Here is a 12405-nt window from a genome sequence, read left to right on the forward strand (position 1 = left end):
AATATAAGTTTAAATTGACTTTTGAATAGTCCTAATCTAGTACGTCAGAAATTTTCCCCGTCATTTTTACAGTTCCTTTTTCTATAAAAGCTATATTGCTACATACTTCTTTTACCTGTGCCATAGAATGAGAAACAAATAATAGTGTGGTACCCCCTTTTAATAATTCTGTCATTCTTACTTTACATTTTTCTTGGAAAGCCTGATCTCCCACGGATAAAATTTCATCTATAACCAAAATATCCGCTTTCACCATTGTAGCAATTGCAAAGCCAAGTCTTGCAGACATTCCAGAAGAATAGTTTTTTATAGGAACATCAACAAAATCTGATAATTCAGAAAACTCAATAATCTCATCAAATTTTGATTGCATAAATTTTTTATTATGGCCAAGTAATGCACCGTTTAAAAAGATATTTTCTCTTGCAGTAAGTTCATAATCAAAGCCAGCACCAAGTTCAATTAGAGGAGCTATTGTGCCTGATACTGATACTTTTCCTGTATAAGGTTGAAGAATACCACAAATCAATTTAAGTAGGGTTGATTTGCCAGAACCATTATTTCCAATAAGTCCCCATGATTCTCCTCTTCTAATCTGTAGATTAATGTCTTTTAGAGCAAAAAACTCTTCAAACATTAACTGACCTTTAAGAAGTTTTATAACGTATTCTTTTAGGCCAGTTATATTTTCAGTCGCTTTGTTAAATCTGACAGATGCATTTTGTATATCTATAATAATATCATTCATAGTTATATATATAAAATAAATTGATTTTGTTTACGGTTAAAGACCCATAGTCCGATTGCTAACATTACAACAGCAGTGATAGATCCTTGATAGAACCAGTCCATTGGTAATGGCTTAGCATAGAGAACAAGATCTCTAAATTGTAATAAATAGCCATACATAGGATTTAGGTTTTGGTAAATTACCTGGTACTCATCGGAAATAATTGAGACGGGATAAAAGATTGGGGTTACATATAACCAGATAGAAATTAAGACTCCCCATAGATACTGTATATCTCTAAAAAATACGGCACTACTTGCTAGTAGTAAACTAAGACCTAAAGTAAATAGATAAACTTCCATAAATACTATAGGGATTAAGAGTATATACCATGAGATAGGTGTAGAAGTAATAAGCATTACTAGCGCTAATGCCACCAGAGAAAACAACAGATTCACTAATGAGCTTGTTACTCTTGATATAGGGAATATTGCCTTAGGTACATAGGTTTTTTTGAGTAATGCTCCATTTCCAGTGATTGAAGATACGGACATATTTGTCGCCTCAGCAACAAAGTTGAACAGCACTTGTCCAGTAAGCAAGTACACTGGATAATTTGGTACATCAAATCTAAATAGACTAGAAAAGACAACTACTAAAACGAGCATCATCATTAGTGGATTTAAGATACTCCAAATATAGCCAAGATAACTACGTCTATATTTTAGTTTGATATCTTTTATTATTAGTTGTTTTAATAGTTCTCTATAACGATAGATTTCTGAAATCTCTTTTTTTATCATATTTAAAATACTTTTTACTCAAATAGAACTGCTTTATGAAGAGAGCTACCTAATAAATCTTTATTTGATAAATTAGGCTCTCCAATTATGGGCCATTCAATACCTACAGTAGAGTCATTCCAAATCAAGGAGTGTTCGGCATTAGGGTTATAATAGTCAGTACACTTATACACAAACTCTGCCTCATCACTTAAAACATAAAAACCATGGGCAAATCCTTCGGGCACCCATAATTGTCTTTTGTTTTCCGCTGATAAAATTTCCCCTACCCATTTACCAAAAGTTGGTGAATTTTTACGGAGATCCACTGCAACATCAAAAACTGCTCCTGAAATCACTCTTACTAGCTTTCCTTGAGTGTTTTCTGTTTGATAATGCAGCCCTCTTAATACACCTTTAGTAGATTTTGAATGGTTTTCTTGTACAAAAGTTCGATTGCACACATTTTCTTTAAACCATTGGTCGCGAAAGGTCTCCATAAAGAAACCACGTTCGTCACCAAAAACTTGAGGTTCTAGAATTTTTACATCAGGAATAGTTGTGTCAATAATTTTCATTATGATGTCCTGTTTTCAATTAAATATATGCTCTTATATTTTTTAACGCATCTTGCCAATTACTTGGAGATATATTAAATGCATTTCTTATTTTTGTATGGCTTAGTTTCGAATTTGCTGGACGTTTTGCTGCAGTTGGGTAACTTAGTGTATCAATAGCTTTAAGATTAGGCATAATATCTAATAGACCGCGCTGATTTGCATTATTAAAGATAGCTTGAGCAAATTCAAACCAATTCACATAGGGATAACCTGAGAAATGGTAAATACCGTAAGAAATGCTTTTTTCGGCAATAATAGTATCCGCAATTTTGATCAGTGCATTAGCGATATCTCCAGCATATGTTGGTGAGCCAAATTGATCGGATACAATACCTAACTCATTATGCGTCTTTGCTAAGCGCAACATTGTTTTTACAAAGTTATTACCGTATTCGCAAAAAACCCATGCGGTTCGTAAAATAATTGTTTTTTGGCAATGTTTTTGAGCGACTATCTCGCCTTGTAATTTTGTTTCACCATAGACACTTTGGGGATTCACTAGATCTTCTTCAGTATATAGATTCGCAAGGTTTTTATTTCCATCAAAAACATAATCTGTAGAAATGTGTAATAAAGCAGCAGATATTTCTTCGCAAGCAATAGCTAGATTTTTTACTCCATCAACATTAATCAATTTAGCTGTTTCTTGATCAGATTCAGCTTTATCTACTGCAGTATATGCAGCTGCATTAATCACAACATCTGGTCTAAATTGTTTAATTGTATGATTTACCGCTTTTATATCGGTTATATCTAGTTGATCACGATCAAGGGCAAGTAAATCTACTTTATTTTTCAATCGTTCAACTAAGCATTGACCTACTTGTCCACTGCTTCCAGTAACTAGAATCCGAGGCATGATTATTGCTCTCCAATTAAATGTAATAAATATTGACCATAGCGATTTTTTTTCATCGGAGTGGCAAGTTGAATTAACTGTTCTGTTGTTAGCCAACCATTACGCCAAGCGATTTCTTCTAAGCAAGCAATTTGGAGAGCTTGAATATTCTCAATTGTACGGACGAAGGAGGACGCCTCATGTAGGCTCTCATATGTACCCGTATCTAGCCAAGCGAATCCACGACCTAATAGCTGCACTGTTAATGAACCATCTTCCAAGTACATTTGATTTAAGGTAGTAATTTCTAATTCCCCTCTCGCAGAAGGCTTAATTTGTTTTGCAAAATCCACAACACGATTATCATAAAAATAAAGTCCAGTCACTGCCCAATTGGATTTTGGATGTTCTGGTTTTTCTTCTATTGATAAGGCTTTGAAATTTTCATCAAATTCCACAACCCCAAAACGCTCGGGGTCTTTGACTTGATAGCCGAATACCGTTGCCCCAGATTGCTGTTCTCTTGCCTGAGAAAGGAGTTGACTGAAATGTTGACCATAGAAGATATTATCACCCAAAACTAAGCAACAGCGATCATTGCCTATAAATTCTTCTCCAATGAGAAAGGCTTGTGCCAATCCATCTGGGCTAGGTTGTACTGCATATTTAAGTTTTATCCCAAAATCACTCCCGTCACCTAAAAGTCGTTTAAAACTTTCGTTATCTTCAGGTGTCGTGATGATTAGAATATCTCTAATTCCTGCTAGCATTAGTACAGAAAGAGGATAATAAATCATTGGTTTATCATAAACAGGTAATAACTGTTTCGATACACCACGCGTAATAGGGTAGAGACGCGTACCAGAGCCCCCTGCTAAAATAATTCCTTTCATCTATTTTTTACCCTTATAAACTTTTGAAACCTAAACGTTCTAAATTATAGGAACCATTTAAGACTCTTTTCCACCATTTAGAATTATTGAGATACCATTCTACAGTTTTACGCAAGCCCGTATCGAAAGTTTCTTCAGGATACCAACCTAGTTCTTTTCCTATTTTGCTAGCGTCAATAGCATAACGTAAGTCATGTCCTGGTCGATCTGTCACAAAGGTAATTAAATCAGAATAATGAGTTACACCTTCAGGTTTATTCGGTGCAAGCTCCTCTAATAATTCGCAGATAGTTTTAACAACCTCTAAATTGGTTTTTTCATTATGCCCACCAATATTATAAGTTTCTCCAATTTGGCCTTCTGTCACTACTTTGTAGAGCGCGCGAGCGTGATCTTCAACAAATAGCCAATCTCGGATTTGCTGACCATCACCATAAACAGGTAATGGTTTGCCATCTAGGGCATTCAAAATCATCAAAGGAATTAGTTTTTCTGGGAAATGGTAGGGACCATAATTATTTGAACAATTGGTTATAATTGTAGGCAATCCAAATGTGCGATGCCAAGCTCGCACTAAATGATCACTTGATGCTTTTGATGCTGAATATGGACTACTTGGTGCATAAGGTGTAGCTTCTGTGAATAATTCATCTGTATTATGCAAATCTCCATACACTTCATCTGTAGAAATGTGATGAAAACGAAAATTTTGCTTTTTGTTTTCGGGCATTGCTGACCAGTATTGCCTTACTGCCTCCAGCAGCGTGTAAGTGCCAACAATATTTGTCTCAATAAAGGCGGCTGGACCATCAATAGAACGATCAACATGGCTTTCTGCTGCTAAATGCATTACTGCATCAGGTTGGTGCTTTTGTAAAACCTTTTGTAATGAGATAAGATCACAGATATCTACTTGTTCAAAAGCATAGCGAGCATTATCCGAAATCTCATCAAGTGACTCAAGGTTCCCAGCATAAGTGAGTTTATCCACATTAATAACGCTATGTGAAGTGTTTTTTATGACATGACGAACGAGTGCTGAGCCGATAAAACCAGCGCCTCCAGTAATCAAAATTTTCATATAAACCTATTGAGAGAATGACAAATATTGAATGTAGTTAGCTATTTTATCTACATTCATTGGCTATAGCAACAAAACTACATAAAAAGATTTTGTTTTAGCATATTTAGAGAGTTATAATTCTATTCAGGCAGGAGACAATTATGCAAAAAAAAGATTTTTACTATAAAGCAACCTTTATGCTGCTTGATTTTTGTTCGGTTTTTGTTCCTTTTTTTCTCGTATTATGTTTGGTAAACATTTTTTATCCTAATGTAACTTCATTAATTCCAGATTATTCTATTTATAAGCAATCATTTTTACATTTTTTTATTACTTTTTTCTGTATTTTATGGTTTTGGCTAAGGTTAAGACATTATACTTATAGAAAAACGTTCTGGGTTGAGTTAAGAGAAGTAATATATACATTATTTTTGTTTTGTATTATTGAATTATCTTTGATTGCATTCTTAAAACTTACCTTTTCTCGTACTTTCTTTATGCTAATGTGGGGTAGTATATTTTTATTATTTCCCCTAGTTCGTTTTATAGTAAAATATATTTTAATAAAAAATGGGAGGTATAGAAAAGAAACAGTTATTATTGGTACGCAAGAAAATGCGATGGAGGCTTATCAAGCTATTAAGAGTGAGTTTTTCTTAGGGTTTGATGTGAAGTATTTTGTTGATGTGAATACTTCCTCTGAAGATTGTTTTAATAAGTATTTAAAGCATTTAAATATTCCTATTTTATATCCTGATACACATAATTTATTTTCTTTGGTAGATAAGAATACTACCCAATTTATTTTGGCATTGGAAGAAAATCAAGCTAATGAACTGGATTATTGGGTTCGGCTGCTAGCAAAGCATCATTGCCGAGCCATTTCCATTGTGCCGAGTTTAAAGGGATTGCCGTTGTATAACACGGATATTTCCTTTATTTTTAGTCACGAAGTTATGTTATTGCGTGTACAGAACAGGTTAGCTAAACGTAGCTCTAGAATCTTAAAAAGAGCAGTGGATATTTTTATTTCCTTATCTTTAATTATTGTACTTTCACCTTTTTTATTATGGTTATATTATCTTGTGGCAAAAGATGGTGGAAAAGCAATCTATGCGCATAAGCGTGTTGGAATGAATAAAAAAGTTTTTGGTTGTTTAAAATTTAGAACAATGGTGCTTAATTCTGATGAAGTCTTGCGTAATTTATTAAAAAACAATCCTGAAGCACGGGCTGAGTGGGAAAAAGATTTTAAATTAAAAAATGATCCTAGGATCACCAAAATAGGCCATTTCCTGCGTAAGACAAGTTTAGATGAGCTGCCACAGTTATTTAATGTGCTTAAAGGTGATATGAGTTTAGTTGGCCCTCGTCCAATTGTTCGCCAAGAATTAATAAGATATAGAGATGAATTAGATTATTATTTGATGACTCGTCCTGGAATGACGGGACTATGGCAAATTAGTGGAAGAAATAATATCGATTATTCCACAAGGGTTTATTACGATGCTTGGTATGTAAGAAATTGGTCAATTTGGAATGACATAACAATTTTATTTAAAACAGCAAGAGTTGTATTTGAAAAAACAGGTGCTTATTAACAGCGTAAGCAAATGTATTTTTCATAGCAAAATGAGCGTAACCCTGTAAAATAGCCCCAAATCTTAAACAACCAAAACCAAAGTGCGGTGAAATTTTTATGAGTTTTTCAATGCGGCCTATTGAGCCAACAACACAGGGTGCTTGGCTTTTAACCCAAGGATCGAATATTTTTCTTTTCGAGGGAAAATTGCCCGAAGGAAAGGCGGAAGATTTTCAATTAACGGGGCGTTTGGCGATGGAAATCGGGCGTTGGAATGGCGCGCCGCTTTGGCTAGTTGCCGAGCAGGAAGAAAAGCAGAGAGCAGAGCAGGACGATAGCCGAGAATATACTTCATTGCGTAGCCAGCTTCATTTGCCAGAAGCGCAATTTAATTTGCTCAATCGTGGCGTGGAGATTAATCATTTTCTGAAAACCCATCGCGTTTGTGGGAAGTGCGGTTCAAAAATGGCAATGGCAAAAGAAGAATTGGCCGTGCAATGTGAAAATTCCGCCTGTGGATACCGCACTTATCCCGTGATTTGCCCTTCGATTATTGTGGCAGTTCGCCGTGGTAGGCAGATTTTGCTCGCCAATCATCAGCGTCATCAACAGGAAAAAATGTACACCACGTTGGCGGGATTTGTGGAAGTGGGGGAAAGTTTTGAGCAAACCGTGCAACGAGAAGTGTTTGAAGAAACTGGGATTCAGGTGAAAAACATTCGTTATTTTGGTAGCCAGCCTTGGGCGTTCCCCAATTCTCAAATGGTGGGATTTTTAGCCGATTATGCCGCGGGGGAAATTCGCTTGCAAGAAGCAGAACTGCAAGATGCTCAATGGTTTGATTATGATAAACCCTTGCCAAATTTGCCGCCACAAGGCACTATTGCGTTGAAATTAATTAATGCCACACTGGCACTTTGTGCCGATGATGATAAAAGTGCGGTAGAAAAATAAAGGAATTTAAGATGTTTGAATTAAAAAATGATCGTTATTTGCGTGCGCTTTTGCGTGAACCTGTGGATATGACCCCCGTTTGGATGATGCGTCAAGCAGGGCGTTATTTGCCAGAATACAAAGCCACGCGTGCGCAAGCAGGGGATTTTATGTCTCTTTGCCGCAATGCAGAGTTGGCTTGTGAAGTGACACTACAACCTTTACGCCGTTACGATTTAGATGCCGCCATTTTGTTTTCTGATATTCTCACCATTCCTGATGCAATGGGGCTAGGATTGAGCTTTGGCGCAGGCGAGGGGCCTAAATTTGCGCGTCCTATCGAAAATAAAAGTGCGGTGGAAAATTTGCCAATTCCTGATCCGGAACAAGAATTGCAATATGTGATGAATGCGGTGCGCACCATTCGCCGTGAACTCAAAGGCGAAGTGCCGTTGATCGGATTTTCTGGCAGCCCTTGGACACTTGCCACCTATATGGTAGAAGGGGGCAGTAGCAAGGCTTTCACAAAAATCAAAAAAATGCTTTATACCGATCCACAAACCTTGCATTTGTTACTCGACAAATTAGCGGATTCCGTTGCCCTTTATCTGAATGCACAAATTAAAGCGGGTGCGCAATCGGTGATGATTTTTGATACTTGGGGCGGTGTGCTAGCTCATCGTGAATACCTTGAGTTTTCGCTGCAATATATGCAGAAAATTGTGGAAAATCTTATTCGTCATAATGAAGGACGCAAAGTGCCAGTGACCCTCTTTACCAAAGGTGGCGGCTTATGGTTAGAAAATATCGCCAATACAGGCTGTGATGCAGTGGGCTTGGATTGGACAGTGGATCTTGCAGACGCCAAAAAACGTATCGGGCATAAAGTGGCGCTACAAGGCAATATGGATCCTTCTGTGCTTTATGCTTCACCAGAGCGCATTGAACAAGAAGTGCGGTCGATTTTAGCGGATTTTGGCGAAGGCAGCGGCCACGTTTTTAATCTCGGACACGGTATTCATCAAGATGTGCCAGAAATCAGCCCGAAAATTTTTGTGGACGCAATCCATCAATATTCTCAGCCTTACCATAAATAAGGATAAACAATGCGAAATCCTATTCATAAACGCTTAGAAAATTTAGCCAGTTGGCAGCATCTCACTTTTATGGCCTGTCTGTGTGAGCGAATGTTGCCGAACTTTCAGCTTTTTTGCCAAGTCACGGAACAGCCCACGCAAAGCAGAATTTACCAAAATATTCTGAATTTAACCTGGGAATATTTAACCGTGAAAGATGCCCACATCAATTTTGATAATCAGCTCGAAAAATTTGAAGCGATTATCCCTGATGTGAATAATTATGATTTTTATGGCGTTGTGCCAGCGATTGAGGCCTGCGAAGCACTTTCTGAATTATTACATAGCCTAATTGCAGGTGAAACCTTAGAGCACGCCGTGCAAGTGAGTTTGATTTCTTTACAAACTGTTATCGGATTATTGGAAACTAATTTAGACCGAGAATTATCCGAACAAGAACTCAAAGCAAGTGAAGAAATTGAACAAGAATTAGATGTGCAATGGCAGATCTACCGTGCGCTACGAGAGTGCGAAGAACGCGATGTTTCCTTAATTTTAGCACTTAAAAATGAAATTCGCGCAGAAGGAATCTCAAATATTGGTATAGAAATTAGCCAATAATGTGATTTAGATTACATTTTTGCTATTTATTGCTTTGCTTTATATAGAAGTTGATTTATTCTTTACCACACTGTGCATACAGTATTTATTATTGACTTAGGCGTTAGGCGTATCCTAACACTCTTAATTTAATCAAAAAATAGAGAAGGTACTAATTTATGAACAAAACGGATTTAATTGATGCAATTGCAAGTGCAGCAGAGTTAAACAAAAAACAAGCTAAAGCTGCATTAGAAGCAACTTTAGATGCTATCGCAGGTAGCTTAAAAGCAGGTCAGCCAGTTCAATTAATCGGCTTTGGTACATTCAAAGTGAACGAGCGTAAAGCGCGCACAGGTCGTAATCCACAAACTGGTGCAGAAATCCAAATTGCAGCGTCTAAAGTGCCTGCATTCGTTGCTGGTAAAGCATTAAAAGACGCGATCAAATAATTAATTGCCCTTATTTTTCTAACCCTGCATAATGCAGGGTTTTTTGTTTATACGATTTAAAACAGTTGTTTTGTTTTCCTTAACGAATTTTCTATTTACATTTCCCTTTTCTTTCTATAATATTCCGAACCGAAATTTAGATCTGATTTAAGATTATGAAACGAAACATTCAACCCAGAAATACGCAACAACGCCGTCATCGCATTGTGCAATTATTACAAAGCCAAGGCGAAGTGAGTGTGGAACAGCTTGTTCAGTTATTTGAAACTTCAGAGGTAACAATTCGCAAAGATTTGACCGCACTTGAAGCCAATGGTGTGTTGGTACGCCGTTATGGTGGGGCGATTTTAATGCCGCAAGAGTTGCTTGATGAAAGCCAAGATGAACATCTTTCAAAACGAAAGTTAGCGATTGCGAAAAAAGCGGCGGAACGTATTGCGGATCATAATCGCATTATTATTGATAGCGGTAGCACCACTGCGGCGCTGATCAATCAGCTCAATAAAAAGCAAGGCTTGGTGGTGATGACGAATTCTCTTTCCGTTGCCACCCAATTGCGCGCTTTAGAAAATGAGCCAACGCTGTTGATGACAGGGGGAACTTGGGACACTCGTTCTGAATCTTTCCAAGGGCAAGTGGCGGCGCAAGTGTTGCGTTCATACAATTTTGATCAGCTTTTTATTGGCGCGGACGGCATAGATTTAGAGCGTGGCACGACCACCTTTAATGAATTAGTGGATTTAAGCCGTGTAATGGCGGAAGTTTCCCGTGAAGTTATTGTGATGGTGGAATCACAAAAAATCGGCAGAAAAATGCCAAATATCGAATTAACTTGGCAGCAAATTGATGTGTTAGTCACGGACGATTTGCTCGCCGCTGAAATTAAACAACAAATTGAAGCACAAGGCGTGGAGGTGATCTGCGCAAGTGCGGTGTAAATTTTTCAACTTTTTTATTTTCTAACCAGAGAGGACATTTTATGTGTGGAATTGTGGGTGCAGTAGCACAACGTGATGTAGCAGAAATTTTAGTCAATGGCTTACATCGTTTAGAATACCGTGGTTATGATTCAGCGGGTATTGCGGTGCTAGATGCAAATCATAATATGCAAATCGTACGCCGTGTAGGTAAAGTAAAAGCTTTAGATGAAGCCCTTGAAGCACACCCAATTTTAGGTGGCACAGGGATCGCGCACACTCGTTGGGCAACGCACGGTGAACCTTCAGAAGCCAACGCTCACCCACATCGTTCTGGCAAAATTGCGGTGGTTCACAATGGAATTATCGAAAACTACGAAGAATTGCGTGAAGAATTACAAAAACGCGGTTATGAATTCCTTTCGCAAACCGACACCGAAGTGATTGCCCACTTAGTGGAATGGGAATACCGCAGCGCTAGCTCATTATTAGAAGCGGTACAAAAAACCGTGGCACAATTGCGCGGCGCTTACGGTACGGTAGTAATGCACCAAGATGAACCTGAACATTTAGTGGTTGCGCGTTCTGGCAGCCCATTGGTTATCGGTTTAGGCGTGGGTGAAAACTTCCTTGCTTCCGATCCTTTAGCGCTATTAAGCGTAACGCGCCGTTTCATTTATTTAGAAGAAGGCGATGTGGCGGAAATTTCTCGCCGTGATGTACAAATTTTTGATGCGCAAGGCAATGCCGTTGAGCGTGAAATGCACGAAGGGCATTTTGAAGCCGATGCAGCAGACAAAGGGCAATATCGCCACTATATGCAAAAAGAAATTTTTGAACAACCTGTTGCGATTATGAACACCTTAGATGGCCGTATTGTTAATGGTAAAGTCAATATTGATGCCATTGGCCCTAATGCAGCAGAAATCTTGAAAAAAGTGGAACACGTTCAAATTGTGGCGTGCGGAACGTCATACAATGCGGGAATGGTGGCACGCTATTGGTTTGAATCCATTGCTGGCGTAAGCTGTGATGTGGAAATTGCGTCAGAATTCCGCTATCGCAAATTTGTTACTCGTCCAAATAGCCTGCTTATCACCCTTTCTCAATCGGGCGAAACCGCAGATACCTTGGCCGCATTACGCTTAGCCAAAGAATCAGGCTATATGACGGCAATGACAATCTGTAACGTGGCAAGTTCTTCTTTAGTGCGTGAATCAGATTTTGCCTTTATGACCCGTGCGGGCGTGGAAATTGGCGTGGCATCAACCAAAGCCTTCACCACTCAATTAACCTGTTTATTATTATTAAATGCGGCAATCGGACGCTTAAAAGGCACAGTGAGCGAAGAGCAAGAACATCACATTGTACAGGCTTTACAACGTTTGCCAGCGCAAATTGAAAGCGCATTAGTTTACGATAAACAAATTGAAAAATTATCTGAAGATTTCGCTGATAAACACCACACCTTATTCTTAGGACGTGGCGAGTTTTACCCAATCGCAATGGAATCAGCCTTGAAATTGAAAGAAATTTCCTACATTCACGCAGAAGCCTATGCGGCTGGGGAATTAAAACACGGCCCACTGGCTTTAATTGATAGCGATATGCCAGTGATTGTGGTTGCGCCAGAAAATGATTTACTTGAAAAAGTGAAATCAAACATTGAAGAAGTACGCGCTCGTGGCGGCCAGCTTTATATCTTTGCTGATCACGATGCCGGTTTTAGCGATGGTGAAGGTTTCAAAACCATCGTGTTACCGAAAGTGGACGAAGTAACCGCACCAATTTTCTACACTGTGCCGCTACAACTGCTTTCTTACCATATTGCCTTAATCAAAGGAACAGACGTGGATCAACCGCGTAACCTTGCAAAAGCGGTAACGGTGGAATAATTTTTCAAACAGCCTTGTAATGAT

Annotated in this window: 13 protein-coding genes; 7 read left to right on the forward strand and 6 right to left on the reverse strand. The window is 38.3% G+C overall.

All coding sequences use genetic code 11. From position 1 onward, the window contains the following. Positions 1-31: 31 nt before the first annotated feature. From ACLS0A_RS09055 to rfbB, 6 genes are read right to left on the reverse strand one after another with little or no spacing between them, the layout of a single operon-like run. Complete coding sequence (locus ACLS0A_RS09055; RefSeq protein ID WP_416083208.1) at positions 32-748, reverse strand: ABC transporter ATP-binding protein; 717 nt, start codon at positions 746-748, stop codon at positions 32-34. A gap of 2 nt (positions 749-750) precedes the next feature. Next, positions 751-1533 carry an ABC transporter permease gene (locus ACLS0A_RS09060; RefSeq protein WP_416083209.1) on the reverse strand — a complete coding sequence of 261 codons (783 nt, stop codon included), beginning with the start codon at positions 1531-1533 and terminating at the stop codon, positions 751-753. Between the two features lie 14 nt (positions 1534-1547). Further along, positions 1548-2090 carry a dTDP-4-dehydrorhamnose 3,5-epimerase gene (gene rfbC / locus ACLS0A_RS09065; protein WP_416083210.1) on the reverse strand — a complete coding sequence of 181 codons (543 nt, stop codon included), beginning with the start codon at positions 2088-2090 and terminating at the stop codon, positions 1548-1550. A 19-nt stretch (positions 2091-2109) separates the two neighbouring features. Then, complete coding sequence (rfbD, locus tag ACLS0A_RS09070; RefSeq protein WP_416083211.1) at positions 2110-2991, reverse strand: dTDP-4-dehydrorhamnose reductase; 882 nt, start codon at positions 2989-2991, stop codon at positions 2110-2112. 2 nt (positions 2992-2993) lie between these two features. Next, positions 2994-3863: a glucose-1-phosphate thymidylyltransferase RfbA gene (rfbA, locus tag ACLS0A_RS09075; RefSeq protein ID WP_416083212.1), complete on the reverse strand. Its 870-nt coding sequence runs from the start codon at positions 3861-3863 to the stop codon at positions 2994-2996. 13 nt (positions 3864-3876) lie between these two features. Continuing rightward, the gene (gene rfbB / locus ACLS0A_RS09080; protein ID WP_416083213.1) at positions 3877-4944 is read right to left on the reverse strand and encodes a dTDP-glucose 4,6-dehydratase; all 1068 of its coding nucleotides are present in this window, start codon (positions 4942-4944) and stop codon (positions 3877-3879) included. A gap of 143 nt (positions 4945-5087) precedes the next feature. Between rfbB and wbaP the strand changes: the two genes are divergently transcribed. From wbaP to glmS, 7 genes are all read left to right on the forward strand, one after another. Further along, entirely contained in the window at positions 5088-6527 is a 1440-nt protein-coding gene (gene wbaP, locus ACLS0A_RS09085; RefSeq protein ID WP_416083214.1) for an undecaprenyl-phosphate galactose phosphotransferase WbaP, read from the forward strand. Positions 6528-6637: 110 nt separating this feature from the next. Continuing rightward, the gene (gene nudC, locus ACLS0A_RS09090) at positions 6638-7462 is read left to right on the forward strand and encodes an NAD(+) diphosphatase (protein ID WP_416083232.1); all 825 of its coding nucleotides are present in this window, start codon (positions 6638-6640) and stop codon (positions 7460-7462) included. Between the two features lie 11 nt (positions 7463-7473). Next, positions 7474-8538: a uroporphyrinogen decarboxylase gene (gene hemE, locus ACLS0A_RS09095; protein WP_416083215.1), complete on the forward strand. Its 1065-nt coding sequence runs from the start codon at positions 7474-7476 to the stop codon at positions 8536-8538. A gap of 9 nt (positions 8539-8547) precedes the next feature. Next, positions 8548-9138, forward strand: coding sequence for a YjaG family protein (locus tag ACLS0A_RS09100; RefSeq protein ID WP_416083216.1), 591 nt, complete (start codon positions 8548-8550; stop codon positions 9136-9138). A 158-nt stretch (positions 9139-9296) separates the two neighbouring features. Beyond that, complete coding sequence (locus tag ACLS0A_RS09105; RefSeq protein ID WP_017805492.1) at positions 9297-9569, forward strand: HU family DNA-binding protein; 273 nt, start codon at positions 9297-9299, stop codon at positions 9567-9569. 155 nt (positions 9570-9724) lie between these two features. Continuing rightward, positions 9725-10507, forward strand: coding sequence for a DeoR/GlpR family DNA-binding transcription regulator (locus ACLS0A_RS09110; protein ID WP_103855029.1), 783 nt, complete (start codon positions 9725-9727; stop codon positions 10505-10507). Between the two features lie 41 nt (positions 10508-10548). Further along, positions 10549-12381 (forward strand): glutamine--fructose-6-phosphate transaminase (isomerizing), encoded by a 1833-nt coding sequence (glmS, locus tag ACLS0A_RS09115; RefSeq protein ID WP_416083217.1) that lies wholly within the window; start codon positions 10549-10551, stop codon positions 12379-12381. Positions 12382-12405: the final 24 nt, after the last annotated feature.

The sequence above is a fragment of the Avibacterium volantium genome (assembly GCF_049366555.1).
Classification (GTDB): domain Bacteria; phylum Pseudomonadota; class Gammaproteobacteria; order Enterobacterales; family Pasteurellaceae; genus Avibacterium; species Avibacterium volantium_A.